We start from the raw sequence: 15,264 nt of genomic DNA on the forward strand, positions 1-15,264 counted from the left end.
GATGGCGTCGGACGGGTCAGGCAGCGAAATCGTCGAGCGAAATCGCCACCGAATCGGGATCGCCGGCCTCGATCGCGCGATGCACCGCGCGCATCTCGGCATGTTCGATCCAGTTGCGCAGGTCACGTCCGCTCATGCCCGCGGCATAGCCGGCCAGATGCGCGATGCCGGCATCGGCTTGGAAGGCGAGCGGCTTGTTGGCGAGCATCACCTGCAGCAGGCGTTTCGCGCCGTCGGCATCCGGTAACGGCACTTCGATGCGTTTGGATAAGCGCGACAGCACCGCCTCATCGACTTGATCGAGGCGATTGGTCGCCGCCAGCACGAACACATGCTGCGGCTGCGCCTTCGCGCCATCCATCTCCTGCAGCAGCTGACCGACGATCTCGTTGGTGAAGCTATCGCCGCTGCCGCCGCGACTGCCGGCGATGATGTCGATCTCGTCGATGAACAGCAGCGACGGTGCGGATTCTCGCGCGCGTTCGAACAATTCGCGCACCTTCTGTCCGCTCTGGCCGACCCAGCCCTGCTTGATGTCGGCGGTGGAGGCGGCGATGAAGCGCAGCCCGGTCTCGTTGGCCAGCGTGCGCGCGATCTGCGTCTTGCCGGTGCCCGGCGGGCCGTACAGCAGCAGGCCGCGCGGCACGCCGATGCCGCGCTTGAGGAAGGCGTCGGCGTTCTTCAGAAGTCCCGCGGTGGTCTTGAGGTCTTTCAAGGTGTGCTCGGAGAGCACCAGGGTATTCCAGGAAGCGCTGGCGTCGGTGGCGGTCGACCCCTGTTTGCGGAACGTGGCCGTGTAGGTATCGAGGATCGCATTGGTGAGCGGGGCGCCAGCGTCGTGTTCGCGCGCGATGCGCTTCGCGAGATTGCTGAGATCGCGTCCCGACATGCCTTGCGTCGATGTCGCGGCCTGATCCGGCAGGGACATGGCGCGGCCGAAGCGGGCGAATTCGCGGCGCAGGATGTCCAGGCGTTCGAATTCCCCGGGCAATCCGATCTGCAATTGATCGTCGAAGCGCGACAGCACCGCCGAATCGATCAGATCGCGGCGGTTGCTGGCGCCGACCACCCACACGCTCGACTGTTTGTCGAAGCCGTCCCATTGCGCGATGAAGGCATTGACGATTTCCTCGCCGAACGCATCGGTGTTAGTGCCGCCGCGCCGGCCGAACACGCCTTCGCATTCGTCGACGAAGAGGATCGCGCGCGGCTCGGAAAGCGCGCGGTTCCAGATCTCCCGCACCTTCTCGCCGCTTTGCCCGACGTAGCCGGCTTTCAGATCGGGCAGCGACAGCGAGAAGAAGGCGCAGTCGATGCTGTCCGCCAACGCCTTGGCGATGAGCGTCTTGCCGGTGCCGGGCGGGCCGTACAGCAGGAGACCGCGCGCCGCCGAGGCACTGCCGTCGGCGAAATGCCTGGCCATTGCCTTCAGTCGCGATTTCGTGTCTTCCGGCAGCGCGATCTGCGCCCAGATGGCTTCCGTCTGGCGTGGTTTCGCTGCGGGCACCGTTCGCAGCGCGCGGCTGCGTTCGATCTTCAGGGCATGGTTGCGATAGGTATCGCAGGCCGCGCCGAATTCCTGCGCCAGTCGCTTGATCTCATCAGGCAGTGGCGGCAGCGCGTTGTCCTGATACAGATCACGCTCCCACACCACGATCGGCAGCCAGCCCTCGGTGCGCAATACGATGATGGCGAGGCCGCGATCCTTCGGATCGCTGATCGACGCGACGATGTCGCCGGGTTCGACACCGCGCACGTATTTCCAATGCAGCGTGCCGAAGCCGGTGCTGCCTTCATTGGCGCGTGCCACTGTGTATGTGTGCGGATACTCGCCCGCCTCGTGCGCAGCGACCATGCGCATCAGGCGGAAGCGATAGGCCGAGAGCGCGATGCGCGGCTGGATGCGCGTCTCGAACAGGAACGCCACCACCACCACCGCGGCCATCAGCCAATAGCGAAGCACCGATCCGCTCTCGACCGCGACACCGATGACGATGAGCGCGGACGCCGCCGCCAGCGCCGTCCACCAGGACGGCAGCCAGGCGACGCCCTGCCCATACTGTGCTGTCTTCAGCAGCCTGTGCAGGCGCCGGATCGCGAAATGCTTGCGCAGCGACAGGTCGATGCGGCGCGAAAAGCGATCGAGTTCGGACTCGACCGCCTTCAGGTCGGTTGTGGCGATTGCCTGACGGGATGCGGCGTTGCTGCTCATCGTCCTTGGTCCGTTCTTACGCTCTGGAGCGTCAGGAACTGTATCGCGGCCATGCTTGGCGCGACAATCGCGGGTTCAGGGTTCCCGGCCTCTCATTGCGCGGGCAGTGTGGGGCTCTAAGCCCCGACAGCCTGTCGGACCGCCTCGAAATCGTCCACCGGACGTACTTCGATGCTGCCGGTGCGCGACCAGGGGAAGCTGTGGGCGATGCGCATCGCCTCGTCCCAGCTCTCGGCCTCGATCAGGTTGAAGCCGCCCAGCACTTCCTTGGTCTCGGCGAACGGTCCGTCGATCACGTTGTTGCGGCCGTTGCGGACGCGGATGGTCCTGGCGGTCGCCGGCGGTTGCAGTTTCTGCGATGCCAGCAGGTGTCCGCTTTCGCGCAGCTCGTCGGCGTGTGCGATGCAGCCGCGCATCATCGAGTCGTATTCGCCCTTGGGGAGCGCATCGAGTAGGGATTTGTCCTCGTAGATCAGGACCAGGAATTGCATGGGCGTCGTCCGGTCGAGTGAGGTGTGCAAGGGTACTCGACTCGTGATGCGGAATCATGTCCCGGACGCGGGTGGCCTTGCGTTCGATTGTTGCAGCGCAAGATCAGGCCACTCCCGCGTTTAGGCCAGCGCGATTGGCCCAGGAGCGGGACGCTGTCTCCTCCGCCTTCCGTGCAGCGGTCGCGGAGATTGCGACGCCTCATCGGCTAGGATGTGCGGCGTCGTTTCACCGCCGCAACAGGATTCTGCGTGCAACCGATCATTTCCATCCGCGGACTGCGCAAAACCTATTCCTCGGGATTCCAGGCGCTGAAGGGCGTCGATCTCGACATCCGCAAGGGCGAGATCTTCGCCCTGCTCGGACCGAACGGGGCTGGCAAGACCACCCTGATCAGCATTGTCTGCGGCATCGTCACCGCCAGCGAGGGCACGGTGACCGCTGCCGGACACGACATCGCCCGCGACTATCGCGCGGCGCGCTCGAAGATCGGGCTGGTGCCGCAGGAGTTGTCGACGGACGCCTTCGAAAGCGTCTGGGCGACGGTGAAGTTCAGCCGCGGATTGTTCGGCAAGGCGCCGAACCCTGCGCATCTGGAAAAAGTGCTGCGCGATCTCTCGCTGTGGGAGAAGAAGGACAGCAAGATCATGGCGCTGTCGGGCGGCATGAAGCGGCGCGTGCTGATCGCGAAGGCCCTGGCGCACGAGCCGGAGATCCTGTTCCTCGACGAACCCACCGCCGGCGTCGATGTCGAGTTGCGCCACGACATGTGGGAGATGGTGCGGCGCCTACGGGAGAACGGCACCACCATCATCCTCACCACGCATTACATCGAGGAGGCCGAGGAGATGGCCGACCGCATCGGCGTGATCAATCACGGCGAGCTGGTCGTGGTGGAGGAGAAGCAAGCGCTGATGCGCAAGCTCGGCAAGAAGCAGCTCACGCTGACGCTGCAAACGCCGCTGCAAGGCATTCCGGAAGGATTGAGCGGCCTGCCGCTGGAATTGTCCGGCGACGGCCAGACGCTGGTCTACACCTTCGACACGCAGACGGAGGAGACCGGCATCGCGGCGCTGCTCAAGCGCCTGGGCGAGCATGGGATCGACTTCAAGGACCTGCATTCGAGCGAGAGTTCGCTGGAGGAGATCTTCGTCAGCCTGGTGCATGCACCGAAAGGAGCGAAGGCATGAACCTGCATGCGATTCGCGCGATCTACCGTTTCGAGATGGCGCGCACCTTCCGCACCATCACCCAGAGCATCGCCTCGCCGGTGCTCTCGACCTCGCTTTACTTCGTCGTGTTCGGCGCAGCGATCGGCTCGCGCATGGGCGAGGTGGACGGGGTGAGCTACGGCGCCTTCATCATTCCCGGCCTGATCATGCTGTCGCTGCTCAACGAGAGCATCTCCAACGCCTCGTTCGGCATCTATATGCCGAAGTGGGCGGGCACGATTTTCGAGTTGTTGTCCGCGCCGGTGTCGTGGCTGGAAGTGGTGATCGGCTATGTCGGCGCGGCGGCGACGAAGTCGATCATGCTCGGCGTGCTGATCCTGGTGACCGCGCGCATCTTCGTGCCCTACGAGATCGCGCATCCGTTCTGGATGCTGTGCTTTCTGGTGCTGACCTCGCTCACATTCAGCCTGTTCGGTTTCATCATCGGCCTGTGGGCGGACGACTTCCAGAAGCTGCAGGTGATCCCGCTGATGGTGGTCACGCCGCTGACCTTCCTGGGCGGCGCGTTCTACTCGATCAACATGCTGCCGCCGATCTGGCAGAAGATCGCGCTGTTCAATCCAGTGGTGTATCTGATCAGCGGCTTCCGCTGGAGCTTCTACGGCATCTCCGACGTCAACGTGGCAGTGAGCGCGGTGGCGATCATCGGCTTCCTGGCGCTATGCCTCGCTGCGGTGTGGTGGATCTTCCGCACCGGCTGGAAGCTGAAGCAGTGACTCGCATCGCTCGCGTGAAACGTGCGATGTTCGGCTGAGGCGCTCGGGGATGGATGTTCGCCAGCTGAAAACATTCTGCAAGCGCCTGCCCGGCGCCGTCGAAGTGCTGCATGAGGCGCCGGCGAACCTCCTTAGCTACACGGTTGGCGGCAGATACTTCGCCTGGTTCAAGACCAGCGAGCCGGAGCGCTGGCGGTTCAGCCTGCGCGTCACGCCGGAGCGCTTCCTGGAGCTCACCGACATGCCGGGTTGCAAGCCCGCGCGCTTCATGGCGCGCCATCGCTGGGTGACGATCGTGCGTGTCGAAGCCATGCCGGAAGATTATTTGCGCGAGCTGGTCGAGTGGTCGTATCGCGATGCGTTTGGCCGCCTGACCAAGAAAAAGCAGCGGGAAATCTCGGAAAGCGTCGCGGCAGCCCCAAATCTCGCTCGCGACTGATACCACGGCTAAACCGTTCACGTATTTGGCGGTTGCATGAATCCTGGCCGCAATCGATGTGCCGGTTCACCATGAGTTTTCATCCGGCGACAGACACTGCAATCCCCATTCACGGAGATTGCGATGAACAAGATTCCAGTGTTGTCGCTTGCGCTCTTTGGTGTCATCGGAACGGCCTCCGCGCAGGATGCGCTGACGCAACAACAGGTGCGCACGAAACTCGAAGCGCAGGGCTACACGAAGATCAACGACGTCAAATTCCGCGATGGCGTGTGGAAGGCCGATGCGCGCAGCGCCAATGGCAATCGTGTCGACATCCGTCTTGATCCCGCGACCGGCAACGTCTATCCGGATGAGCAGGTTGCGAACCTGAGCGAAGCCGACGTCCGCGCGCGGCTCGCCACCGCTGGTTATACCAACGTGCATGACGTCGATTACGAGGACGGCATCTGGAACGCGGAGGCCGACGATCCGGCGGGCAAGGATGTGGAGCTGAAGATCGATCCGGATTCCGGCAAGGTCATTGGCAAGGAAAAGGATTGACCGCGATCCTCGGTCGAAGCGATACGGGTAGCCGCGCTTCAGTCGCTGCGCCGCAGGCGATAGAAGAGATTCGGTTCGCTGACGATGTAGATCGTCCCTTGATTGTCGAGCGTGACGCCTTCCGGCTGCGGCGCCGGAAGGCGGTCCACGCGCGAGGCATCGAGCGAACGCCAGCTGACGGGTTCGCCTCGTGGGCCGATTTCCACCAGCATCTGCGACTCGTCGCTGAGCAGCAGCAGATGACGATGGCGCCGGTCGAATTCGATGCTGGAGAAATCCGTCGCGAACGGCATCTGTTTCAGCCATCCGGTCCGGTCGGTGGTGGTCAGGTCACCGCCGTTGCGCAATCCGTGGATGGCGTAGAGCGCGACCGGCGAGTGTTCCTTGGTGACGTAGAGCGTATCGGTGGCGCTGTCGTAGGCCATGCCTTCCGGGCCGCTATTGTCGCGCGCTCCCGGTGCGAGCGCATGCACGCTGGCGGGATTGATGTGGATCACCTCGCCGTCGCGGCGGGGCAGGGCGGCCACCGCGATGGAGCGTCGTCCCTCCTGCAGCAGCGCGATCCGGTCGTTTCCGAGCCAGGCCAGTGCTTCGACGTCGGAAGCGCCGACGAGACGATGCCGGCGCAGCAGCCTGCCTTCGGTATCCAGGATCACCACTTCGCCAGGACGATTGATGACGCCGATCAGCTCGCCGTGATCGTGATCGAAATCGAGGCCGGAGAGATTGTCTGCGATGCCGGGAATCTCGCGGCCTTCGATGTCGAAGCGGTAGCCCGGCAGCCACAGGCTGTGGCCGCGCCATCGCGGCTGATTCCATGTCGAGTCGGGATGCCAGGCCATCCACCAGCGCTGGATGCGGTTCTCGACGTGATAGAAGCGGACCGCGATGAACACCGCCCAGAGCAGCAATGCGATGCCGGCGGCGATGGAGAGCCAGCGCAGCATCCAGCCATGGCGTGGGCGAGGGAGAGAGGCCGACATGCGGGGCCGGGGAGCGGAAGGGCGGGTACTTTAGCGGTTGGGGGATTACCTTTTCGGTAAGTGTGGGGTGGAAATAAAAAAGCCCCTTTCTGTGTACAGGAAGGGGCTAGGGTTACAGCTTTGATTTCTTGAAGGATGGCGCTGCCGTCCGTGGCGAGGCGGCATCGGCTTCGGGCTGTCCGGCCCGGCCGTCCGTGGCCGGGCGTTCGCCAAAGCAGCGCGGCATGCCGCGCTAAGCTCGCTTTGGCTCACCCCTTGATGCACACCACCTGACGCAAGGTGTGCACCACCTCCACCAAGTCGTTCTGCGCGGCCATCACCGCGTCGATCGACTTGTAGGCGGCCGGCGACTCGTCGATCACCGCCTCGTCCTTGCGGCACTCCACGTGAGCGGTGGCCTCGCGGTGCTGCTTCAAGGTGATTTGCTTGCGCGCCTGGGTGCGGCTCATCACGCGGCCGGCGCCGTGGCTGCAGCTGTGGAAGCTGTCCGCATTGCCGAGTCCGCGCACGATGTAGCTGCGCGTACCCATGCTGCCCGGGATGATGCCCAGCTCGCCCGCGCGCGCGCTCACCGCACCCTTGCGGGTGACCAGCAACTCCTCGCCGCCATGCATCTCCTTCTGCACATAGTTGTGGTGGCAGTTGACCGCCATCTTCTCCAACTGGAACTTCGGCAGACGGTGACGCATGTCGCGCAGCACCCGCGCCATCATCGCCTCGCGGTTGGCGCGTGCGTAGTCCTGCGCCCACGACACCGCCTCCACGTAGTCGTCGAACAAAGGCTCGCCTTCCATGAAGAAGGCCAGATCCTTGTCCGGCAGATGGAAGCCGAGCACGCGATGCGCCAGCTGCTCGCGCGCGCGCTCGATGAAGTAGGTGCCGATCAGGTTGCCGGTACCGCGCGATCCGCTGTGCAGCATCACCCACACCGCATCCGTCTCGTCGAGACAGATCTCGATGAAGTGGTTGCCGCCACCCAAGGTGCCGATCTGGCGATCGATCTTGTCGGTGCGGATCTTGCGGTGCTTGGCCTTGATCGCCTCCAGGCGCGGCATCAGCTCCGATTGCGCCAGGCGCGTCTCGAGACTGTCCGGCAGGCGGCGATGCTCGCCATGCACGCCGTTGCCGACCGGCACGCTGCGCTCGATGCTCGAACGCAGCTGCGCCAGGTTGTCGGGCAAATCGTTCGCGCGCAGCGTGGTCCGCACCGCGGCCATGCCGCAGCCGATGTCGACGCCGACCGCGGCCGGGATGATGGCGCCGCGGGTTGGGATCACCGAACCCACCGTCGCGCCCTTGCCCAGATGCACGTCCGGCATCACCGCCACCCACGGCCCGACGAACGGGATCGCGGCGATGTTGCGCAATTGGGCATGCGCCTGCTCCTCCAGCGGCACGCCGCGCACCCAGCCCTTGATCGGCGTGGTGCTACCCTCGGCGTGCAGCAGTTCGTAATTTTGAATACTCATTGGAATTTCCTTGTCTTTCAGATGCTACGGCGATTCCGTCGTCAGTTCCTGACGTCCAGGCCATCGCCGTTGTTCAGGTCGTACTCGCGCAGCTCGCGAGCGTTGAGCTGACGTTTCTTGCAGGCATAGACATCGTCTCGTCCAAACAGGGTGCGATTACTGGCGATGCCTTTCTTGTTCGTCGCTTTTGGGCATTTTTCCACTTCGAGCTGGCGCAGCACGTCGTATGCGGGAGACTTGCCCGATTCGGCCTTGTCGATCGAGGCCAGCTCGATCCAATACCAGATGCCATTGATGCGATGCAGCTGGTGCATCGCGTCCAGTTCGCGGCGATGAGGCGGGACCGAATTGGCTTTCCGCAGATGATTTTCACGGTACTGTCGCCTTGCTTTTTCGCGCAGGCGATTGGGTCGCAACAAGCCTGTCACGGGGTCGACATAAAGCGCCGGCGCCCAATATCGCTCGAGCGGCTCAAGGCCAGACCAATGGCGTTCGTAACACAGCACGCCTTCGAGCTCGACCACCTTCATGGCGACGAAACCGGAGAGGTGCTCGTGGATGTGCTGCTGAACCGTATTGCGGCGATCGATGCGTTCACAGATCTCCGCATACACCTTGCTCCACGGGCGACCAGCTTGAGAAGCCAGAAAGCGTTCCAGCGGGCGCAGGTTCTCATTGAGCCACTTGCGATTCTGATGACGCTTGCGCAGGCCTTCGTGGCGTGGCGACTCCTCGATGTCGTGCAGTTGGCGCCAGCCATAGGTGGTGCAACCGCCTCGGCGCGGACGCTCCACGATCACCTTGTACATGTCGTTGCGCATGAGATTGTTTCCATTCGATGGGTTGATCATGGCCGTGCGGCGGATTCCTTGCCGCCGCACGGGTTTACTTCATGGTCACCAGCTGTTTCAGCACGCCATCCAGGCCGCCGAACACGGTGAGCTTGTCGATCTTCTCGGTGACCTTCTCCAGCGCCTCGAGCTCCTTCAGGCGCATCAAGACAGGACTCTCCTCCACCAGTTTCGCGGTGTTGAGCAGGGAACGCGTGGCGTTCGCCTCCTCGCGACGACGGATCACGTTGGCCTGAGCCGCCTTCTCCGCCTGCACGACGCTGTTGAGGATGTCCTTCATCTCGCCCGGCAGGATCACGTCCTTCACGCCGACGCCGAGTATCTCGAGACCGAACTCGTCGACCTTGCCGCGCACGTAGGCGAAGATGTCGGCGTCGAGCGAGGCCTTGTCGCCGAGCAGTTCGTCCAGCGTCTTGGCGGAGACCGCCTTGCGCAGGCCGTACTGCAACTCGCGATACAGGTGATCGCCGAACTTCGCCACCTTGGTGCGCGCGGCGACCGGGTCGGTCACACGCATGCTGGCGGCGAGGTTGACGCGCAGCGACACCTTGTCGCGGGTCAGCAACTCCTGGCCCGACACCTCGACCGACTGCACGCGCAGATCGATCACTTCGGCGACGACGTTCTTCCGGAAATTCCAGAAGGCGTAGGCGCCGGGCGGCAACACATGCGCGAGCTTGCCGTCGATGAAGACGAGACCGGCGAATTCCGCCGGCACATCCGTCACCGCCGCGACCGAGGACAGACGGCCGAGCTGGCGCAGACGGCGCACGACTTCGGCGGGCACTTCGAGGCTGTCGGACATCGACACGCGCTGCACTTCGACGCGGACCAGGCCGCGCCAGTACAGCTTGCGCGTGCCCGGTGCGAGCACGTCCTCGAGCTTGCCGTTCTTCAGCACGAGACCGACTTCGTCGGTGCCGAGGTCGGCGAGCACGAAGCATGCACCGAGATCGGGGCCCAGGCATGCGATCAGCGTATCGACATCGCGGCCGGCGTATTCCGGCTGGGCGATGCCGTGTACGGTCACCTCGACCCGGTTCAGCGGGTCGTAGATGCGGTACACGCCCGCGTTGAGCACTCGCTCGAATTGACGGTTGCGATACACCAGGCCGCGCTCGCCGTCGCCGATCACGACCCTTTTGGTCCAGAACATGGCTTTTGTTTTCCTTGTTGGCTCTGGTGGTCCGATCCATGAGGGGAACATCGATGCGAAGGATCGGTTCTCGCATCGTTTTTCTGAAGAATCCACGTCTCGGACTGCGCCGTCGGTGCAGTCAGGTGCAGGGACTTGCGAGGACTCGCATGTAAGGTGGAAACGTCCCTTGACGTCGATATCGCGAAGCGATCGCGCTGTTCACGTGGAGGCCGATGCGTTCCGGCGCGACTGCGAGGTACTGCAAGCCACGCGTTCCGGCATCAGCCCGCGCGTTGCGAGGGCGAAAGCCCGGCGATACCACCGCTGCGTCGTTCCGTTGCACAGATGCGCCGAAGCACATTGCTTGGCGAAACGCCGCACGGGACGTTTCCTGGTGAGGGACTTTCGTCCCGGGTCATGACGTGACAGGTCATGGTTTGGAGCGGGAATCGAACCCGCGACAGTCGGTATCTAAAACCGATGCTCTACCCGTCTGAGCTATCCATGGGTGACGAACCGGAATCGAACCGGCGACCGCGAACCATTGCTCGCTGCTCTAACCTCTGAGCTACCGTCATCGCGAAACACTTTCTCCCGGCCTCGGGCATACGCCACGGCAGCGCCGCGCGCACCGGACGGGCCCGCTCCGTTCAGAAGCCGGGAACCCGTACCGCAGGAAACCGTTCGAATCATGTTTCGCATTGGCGTCTCGTCGAAGACGCCAATTTTTTTCGCGCGATCTCGCTTTTTATCGGCATGCATCGCCCACCGCCCGTGCCCGGCATCAGGGCACAGCGCATCATGCTGTCGAACAGCTGCGCCTCACAGCGGGAACCTCCTTGTCCTCGGGCATTCCTAGCCCGGATGCTCAGGATGCGAATGATCGTGCGTAACTTGTTGACTCCTATGCGGATCCCTCCGCGAAAACCGCACATCCATGTGCGGACTGCCCAATAACGAACGCACAAAAGAAAACGCCCCCGGGTTTTGAATCCGAGGGCGTTCGCGTTCCTCGGAGATCGGGGTGACCGATCTCCGCGAGGGAAAATCAGTCGATGGGGATGAAACCGTCCAGCCGCCCGCCATGGAATGGCAGCGCGTACAGGCCCGCGTCGCGATGTTCGCGCGACGTGCAGAGCTGCATTGCGTTGTTGGGGCGGGGTTTCATGGGAATTCGTGTGTTGGAAAATCGCGGAATGCGAATGGGCGCGCACCTTACGCGTTCGTTTTAAAACGCGCAAGTGTTTTTTAATAATTTTTTTGCAAGCCGACGAACGGTTATGTCATGCGGACGAATGCGAATGCACTCGATCACCGTGCGCTGTCGTTATTCCACGTCGGGCAGTAGGTATGTGAAGGCGTAGAAATGCTGTCCGTCGCGAATCTCGATATCGAGCGTGCCGGCGATGCCGGCAAGTTCTCCGGTGCCCGAATCCGGCACGACGGAGATGCGCAATTGTGGCGTGCCACGATCCATCATGCCGCTGTGCTGCAACGCGAAGGTGCCGCTGCGTCCATCGAGCGTCGCCGCGACGCGATCCATCGCGACGTAGCCGGCCGAACCCTTCACGTCGCTGCGCACGGCCAGCATCTGGCCATGCGCGCTGCCGACCATGTCGCCTTCGAAAACCTTCTGCAGGGCCATGCGGCCGATCGAAGGATCGCCGATCCCTTCCTCGCTCGGCAGTGGCGTGATGGTGACGGTGAAGGTGCCGTGCGCGTATCGGGTCATGAGGTCGGAGTCCATTCGATCCAGTCCATTCAATCCGTTGATCCTGTTTCGGCCTCGTCACGTTGCAGTGGGTCGGGCAGGGCGTCGCCTTGGGCGACGAATCCCATCGAGACCGAGTTGAGGCAATGACGCTGCCCGGTCGGCGGCGGGCCATCGGGGAACACATGGCCGAGATGGCTGCCGCAGCGTGCGCAGACTTCCTCCACGCGCACCATGCCGTAGCTGTCGTCGCGCACATAGCGGATGTGTTCCGGCGCATAAGGTTCGAAGAAGCTGGGCCAGCCGGTGCCGGAATCGAATTTCGCGCTCGAGCGGAACAACGGCAGTCCGCAGAAGCGGCAGACGTAGACGCCTTCCCGCTTGTTGTCGAGGAACACGCCGCAGAATGGCGCTTCCGTACCATGCGCGAGCAGTACGTGGCGCTCTTCGTCGCTGAGGCTCGCGGTGATCGCGCTGCGCTGCGCATCGCTGGGTGGGGTGAGGTCGAAGCTGCTCATGTCGGCGTGCCGTGGCGTGTCGGTGTCGGGATGCGCCGGGGTGGCGCGTCGGCCGGTTCCGCGATTATGCACGCGGTGGGCAGCACGTCCATCGTACTCATGGGCTGTGCTCAGTCCGCTTCGCCGCGCCCCTGCGCGCGTGCGCGGCGGATGACCGCGCGGACCTGTTCGCGATCGCGATGGCGCGAGATGGCGATGGCGCCCAGGCGCAGGGCTTCCTCGCGCAGTTCGGTGGGGATGTCGTAATGCGCGCCGCTGGTCTTGTTCTGGAACGCGCGCCGCGGGATGCCCAGGCGCGCGGCGAAAGCGTGCAGTTCCTCCAGTGTGTCCGCCATCAGATGCGCCCAGCGCCGGCCGCGCCAGCTGATGACGGCATCGTCGACATAGACGCTCATGTGTTCAGCCGGTCCGAACAGAGGTGGAAGTGGGCATGGCCTGAAGTATCGCCGATACCAGCGCGCCACATGCGCCGATCCGGCAAGCACAGGTTCAACATCGGACTGCTAGTGTCGATCGGGCCATGCAGGGAATGCCGGCTGCCCGCCAAGCGGGCATCGTTCCTCCGAGGCCGCTTCCTTTCCGGATGCCATGCCATGAAGCCGTCGTTCGTTTTGTGCGGTGCGCTTTTGTCCAGTGCGCTTCTCCTTCCCGTCGCGGGTGCCGCTCATGCCGGCGACCTTGATCTGAGCCTGCCCGACAGCACGCGTTTCGGCGTGCCCTATGCGCCGCCCGGGACCGGTTCCCCGGAAACCGGAGAGGACATCGCCGCCGCGGATGATGGCAAGGCGCAGATCCACGGCAGCTTCACCACCGGCATCGGCTACAGCAAGGGCTTGGGCAGCACCACGTACAACAGCGCCCACATCAACATCGGCAAGACGTTCGGCGACGAGCATCCGACACGATTGAATCTCGATCTGTACGTGGAGAAGATCGACGGGCCGGGCGCGGGATATGGCTACGGCTACGACGGCATCGGGCCGTGGCGTCATCGCATGCCATGACGGCGGCACGCGGCCGCCGTCACTGGGATCGATGGTTCGGGTGAGCCGGTTCGATCAGACGCCGTTCGGCTTGAATTCCTTGCGCAGCCAGTCGTCGATCAGGCGCTTCTCGTAGCGCAACGGATCGATGTTGCTGGGCGAGGCGGTGTTGGTCATGAACGACAGGTCGCTCAGCTTACGCTCGCCCTGCGCGATCACCTCGCCATTGGCGCCGGTGAGCTGGAAGGACACCGTCATCCGCGGCGGATAGATGTCGCGGATGTAGCGAATCGAATCGCCATTCGGTCCGTGCCAGGGCTCGTAGTCGCCGGCGCGGCGGATGTCGTGGATGGTGACATCCAGATGCTCGCCCGGGGCCAGGCGTTTCTCGGCGCGGGTGCGGATGTATTGGGCGATCTGGCGCACCCAGTCGCCACGCCGGGCTTCCCAACGGTTGTTGCTTTGCCTGATTTCGGTGAACTTCGCCGGATCGTCCCACTTCACCTCGACGGGACCGGAGGCCGGCAGCTGTCGCGGCTGGTCGGGAGATGTGACGTCGGACACCCTGGCGACGGCGTTGCCCGCGGACAGCAGGCCGGCGAGCAGCAGCACAGTGAAAGCGGAAGTCTTCATGGCATCGCTCCTTGGCGATATGGATTGATTCTCTGCCTCGGCCCGCTGCCCCGCAATGCTCTTCGGTCACGGTCGCATGGACCGTTGCTTCGCATTCATGGATCGGCCCGGGTAAAGTGCCGCGGTGCCGCCAGACGCCCCCATCGCCCCCCATTCCCGTGCCGAGCGCCATGAGCTGATCGATGCGCTGCGCGGCTTCGCGCTGGCCGGCGTGTTGCTGGCCAACCTGTCGGCTTTCTCGCTGTACCAGTATTTGAACGAGAAGGCGCAGGCCGCGCTGCCGACAGCCAGCTTCGACAAGGTGGTGAACGTGGCGTTGCAGCTGGTGCTCACGCACAAGGCTGTCACCGTGTTCTCGATTCTGTTCGGACTCGGTTTCGCGATGCAGTTCGAGCGCGCGCAGGCGCGTGGAGCGGATGGTCTGCGTGTGTTCTTGCGCCGCATGATGGTGCTGCTGGCGATCGGCGTGCTGCATTCGGCGTACTGGTTCGGCGACATCCTGCTGATCTACGCAGCCGCCGGGTTTGCCCTGATCCTGTTCCGGAAATGGCCGGATCGTTGGCTGGTCTGGGGCGGATTCCTGATTTCGCTCGGCGCGACGGCCGCGCTGCGGCCCGCACTGATCGCCAGCATGGGGGCGTACATGCCGCGCGAGCAGTTCAATGCCGCCGTGCTGCAAGGATTGTTGTCCCCGTCATGGGACGTGTCGCTGGGAGCGAACATCGAATCGATCCGGCGCTGGTACCCGATCGGCGGCCTGTGGCTGGGCTGTTTCGCACTGGGCCGCTTCCTGCTCGGTTATTGGGCGGGACGTCGCCGGCTGTTGCAGGAACCGGAGGCGCACCGACCGTTGCTCAAGCGCATCCTGGCGTGGACGCTGCCACTCGGCGCGATCGCCACCGGGTTGCAGTTCGCGCAGGCCTCGATCAAGCAGGCCGTGCCGATGCTGGCCGAGGGGCCGGGTGCCGTCGCCTGGAGCGTGATCGGCTATGCCGGGCCGCTGCTGCTGGGCATCGCTTTCGGCATCGTGTTCGTGCTGCTGTTCCTGCACGAGGGTTGGAAACGCTGGCTGCGGCACTTCGCGCCGGCCGGCCGTATGGCGCTGACCAATTACTTGATGCAGACGATCGTCTGCACGAGCGTGTTCTACGGCATCGGCCTGGGGATCGGGCCGAAGTTCGGAACGGCTTCCTGGCTGGTGCTGTGGGTGCTGCTGTTCGGCGCGCAGATGGTGGTGAGCCGCTGGTGGCTGGCGCGGTATCGGTTCGGGCCGATGGAATGGCTCTGGCGCACGCTGACCTACGGTCGCCTGCAACCGATGCGGCCGGTGTCGGCCACGGACTAGGC

Annotated in this window: 16 protein-coding genes and 2 tRNA genes; 6 read left to right on the top strand and 12 right to left on the bottom strand. The window is 63.9% G+C overall.

Features of this window, described 5'->3' with window-relative positions:
* Positions 1 to 16 precede the first annotated feature (16 nt).
* Positions 17 to 2,212: an AAA family ATPase gene (locus AC1RNP_RS15950; RefSeq protein ID WP_493052267.1), complete on the bottom strand. Its 2,196-nt coding sequence runs from the start codon at positions 2,210 to 2,212 to the stop codon at positions 17 to 19.
* A 116-nt stretch (positions 2,213 to 2,328) separates the two neighbouring features.
* Positions 2,329 to 2,703 carry a YciI family protein gene (locus tag AC1RNP_RS15955; RefSeq protein ID WP_493052268.1) on the bottom strand — a complete coding sequence of 125 codons (375 nt, stop codon included), beginning with the start codon at positions 2,701 to 2,703 and terminating at the stop codon, positions 2,329 to 2,331.
* A gap of 249 nt (positions 2,704 to 2,952) precedes the next feature.
* Between AC1RNP_RS15955 and AC1RNP_RS15960 the strand changes: the two genes are divergently transcribed.
* The 4 genes from AC1RNP_RS15960 (at position 2,953) to AC1RNP_RS15975 (ending at position 5,631) form a co-directional block, all read left to right on the top strand.
* Positions 2,953 to 3,891, top strand: a complete 939-nt coding sequence (locus AC1RNP_RS15960; RefSeq protein WP_493052269.1) for an ABC transporter ATP-binding protein — start codon at positions 2,953 to 2,955, stop codon at positions 3,889 to 3,891.
* Positions 3,888 to 4,649, top strand: a complete 762-nt coding sequence (locus AC1RNP_RS15965) for an ABC transporter permease (RefSeq protein ID WP_493052270.1) — start codon at positions 3,888 to 3,890, stop codon at positions 4,647 to 4,649. Before AC1RNP_RS15960 ends, AC1RNP_RS15965 begins: the two co-directional genes overlap by 4 nt.
* Positions 4,650 to 4,698: 49 nt before the next feature.
* A complete protein-coding gene (locus AC1RNP_RS15970) occupies positions 4,699 to 5,088 on the top strand; it encodes an MmcQ/YjbR family DNA-binding protein (protein ID WP_493052272.1) in 390 nt (129 codons plus the stop codon).
* A 123-nt stretch (positions 5,089 to 5,211) separates the two neighbouring features.
* On the top strand, positions 5,212 to 5,631 hold the full coding sequence (locus AC1RNP_RS15975; RefSeq protein WP_493052273.1) for a PepSY domain-containing protein: 420 nt from the start codon (positions 5,212 to 5,214) through the stop codon (positions 5,629 to 5,631).
* Positions 5,632 to 5,669: 38 nt separating this feature from the next.
* Here the strand turns inward: AC1RNP_RS15975 and AC1RNP_RS15980 are convergent, their stop codons facing one another.
* The 9 genes from AC1RNP_RS15980 to AC1RNP_RS16020 form a co-directional block, all read right to left on the bottom strand.
* Positions 5,670 to 6,614, bottom strand: a complete 945-nt coding sequence (locus AC1RNP_RS15980; RefSeq protein WP_493052274.1) for an SdiA-regulated domain-containing protein — start codon at positions 6,612 to 6,614, stop codon at positions 5,670 to 5,672.
* Between the two features lie 248 nt (positions 6,615 to 6,862).
* Positions 6,863 to 8,083, bottom strand: a complete 1,221-nt coding sequence (locus AC1RNP_RS15985; RefSeq protein ID WP_493052275.1) for an RtcB family protein — start codon at positions 8,081 to 8,083, stop codon at positions 6,863 to 6,865.
* A 41-nt stretch (positions 8,084 to 8,124) separates the two neighbouring features.
* The gene (locus tag AC1RNP_RS15990) at positions 8,125 to 8,904 is read right to left on the bottom strand and encodes a hypothetical protein (protein ID WP_493052276.1); all 780 of its coding nucleotides are present in this window, start codon (positions 8,902 to 8,904) and stop codon (positions 8,125 to 8,127) included.
* 64 nt (positions 8,905 to 8,968) lie between these two features.
* Positions 8,969 to 10,090: a slipin family protein gene (locus AC1RNP_RS15995; protein WP_493052277.1), complete on the bottom strand. Its 1,122-nt coding sequence runs from the start codon at positions 10,088 to 10,090 to the stop codon at positions 8,969 to 8,971.
* A gap of 419 nt (positions 10,091 to 10,509) precedes the next feature.
* Positions 10,510 to 10,577: transfer RNA gene (locus AC1RNP_RS16000), tRNA-Leu, on the bottom strand.
* 5 nt (positions 10,578 to 10,582) lie between these two features.
* Positions 10,583 to 10,650, bottom strand: a tRNA-Cys gene (locus AC1RNP_RS16005).
* A gap of 749 nt (positions 10,651 to 11,399) precedes the next feature.
* Entirely contained in the window at positions 11,400 to 11,804 is a 405-nt protein-coding gene (locus tag AC1RNP_RS16010; protein ID WP_493052278.1) for a DUF3224 domain-containing protein, read from the bottom strand.
* 29 nt (positions 11,805 to 11,833) lie between these two features.
* Entirely contained in the window at positions 11,834 to 12,301 is a 468-nt protein-coding gene (msrB, locus tag AC1RNP_RS16015) for a peptide-methionine (R)-S-oxide reductase MsrB (RefSeq protein ID WP_493052279.1), read from the bottom strand.
* 110 nt (positions 12,302 to 12,411) lie between these two features.
* Positions 12,412 to 12,696, bottom strand: coding sequence for a DUF4031 domain-containing protein (locus AC1RNP_RS16020; protein WP_493052280.1), 285 nt, complete (start codon positions 12,694 to 12,696; stop codon positions 12,412 to 12,414).
* A gap of 198 nt (positions 12,697 to 12,894) precedes the next feature.
* Between AC1RNP_RS16020 and AC1RNP_RS16025 the strand changes: the two genes are divergently transcribed.
* The gene (locus AC1RNP_RS16025) at positions 12,895 to 13,305 is read left to right on the top strand and encodes a hypothetical protein (protein ID WP_493052281.1); all 411 of its coding nucleotides are present in this window, start codon (positions 12,895 to 12,897) and stop codon (positions 13,303 to 13,305) included.
* 54 nt (positions 13,306 to 13,359) lie between these two features.
* On the opposite strand, the gene AC1RNP_RS16030 is transcribed toward AC1RNP_RS16025, so the two are convergent.
* The gene (locus AC1RNP_RS16030) at positions 13,360 to 13,917 is read right to left on the bottom strand and encodes a DUF3016 domain-containing protein (protein ID WP_493052282.1); all 558 of its coding nucleotides are present in this window, start codon (positions 13,915 to 13,917) and stop codon (positions 13,360 to 13,362) included.
* 124 nt (positions 13,918 to 14,041) lie between these two features.
* Between AC1RNP_RS16030 and AC1RNP_RS16035 the strand changes: the two genes are divergently transcribed.
* Complete coding sequence (locus AC1RNP_RS16035; RefSeq protein WP_493052283.1) at positions 14,042 to 15,262, top strand: DUF418 domain-containing protein; 1,221 nt, start codon at positions 14,042 to 14,044, stop codon at positions 15,260 to 15,262.
* Positions 15,263 to 15,264: the final 2 nt, after the last annotated feature.

The organism is Luteimonas sp. GW821-FHT14E02, assembly GCF_058803905.1.

Bases quoted from the DNA above. Each gene is read 5' to 3' on its own strand.
- AC1RNP_RS15950 (WP_493052267.1), bottom strand. From the start codon at position 2,212: ATGAGCAGCAACGCCGCATCCCGTCAGGCAATCGCCACAACCGACCTG.
- AC1RNP_RS15995 (WP_493052277.1), bottom strand. From the start codon at position 10,090: ATGTTCTGGACCAAAAGGGTCGTGATCGGCGACGGCGAGCGCGGCCTG.
- AC1RNP_RS15975 (WP_493052273.1), top strand. From the start codon at position 5,212: ATGAACAAGATTCCAGTGTTGTCGCTTGCGCTCTTTGGTGTCATCGGA.
- AC1RNP_RS15980 (WP_493052274.1), bottom strand. From the start codon at position 6,614: ATGTCGGCCTCTCTCCCTCGCCCACGCCATGGCTGGATGCTGCGCTGG.
- AC1RNP_RS15970 (WP_493052272.1), top strand. From the start codon at position 4,699: ATGGATGTTCGCCAGCTGAAAACATTCTGCAAGCGCCTGCCCGGCGCC.
- AC1RNP_RS16010 (WP_493052278.1), bottom strand. From the start codon at position 11,804: ATGACCCGATACGCGCACGGCACCTTCACCGTCACCATCACGCCACTG.
- msrB (WP_493052279.1), bottom strand. From the start codon at position 12,301: ATGAGCAGCTTCGACCTCACCCCACCCAGCGATGCGCAGCGCAGCGCG.
- AC1RNP_RS15990 (WP_493052276.1), bottom strand. From the start codon at position 8,904: ATGCGCAACGACATGTACAAGGTGATCGTGGAGCGTCCGCGCCGAGGC.
- AC1RNP_RS16030 (WP_493052282.1), bottom strand. From the start codon at position 13,917: ATGAAGACTTCCGCTTTCACTGTGCTGCTGCTCGCCGGCCTGCTGTCC.
- AC1RNP_RS15985 (WP_493052275.1), bottom strand. From the start codon at position 8,083: ATGAGTATTCAAAATTACGAACTGCTGCACGCCGAGGGTAGCACCACG.
- AC1RNP_RS15955 (WP_493052268.1), bottom strand. From the start codon at position 2,703: ATGCAATTCCTGGTCCTGATCTACGAGGACAAATCCCTACTCGATGCG.
- AC1RNP_RS16020 (WP_493052280.1), bottom strand. From the start codon at position 12,696: ATGAGCGTCTATGTCGACGATGCCGTCATCAGCTGGCGCGGCCGGCGC.
- AC1RNP_RS16025 (WP_493052281.1), top strand. From the start codon at position 12,895: ATGAAGCCGTCGTTCGTTTTGTGCGGTGCGCTTTTGTCCAGTGCGCTT.
- AC1RNP_RS15965 (WP_493052270.1), top strand. From the start codon at position 3,888: ATGAACCTGCATGCGATTCGCGCGATCTACCGTTTCGAGATGGCGCGC.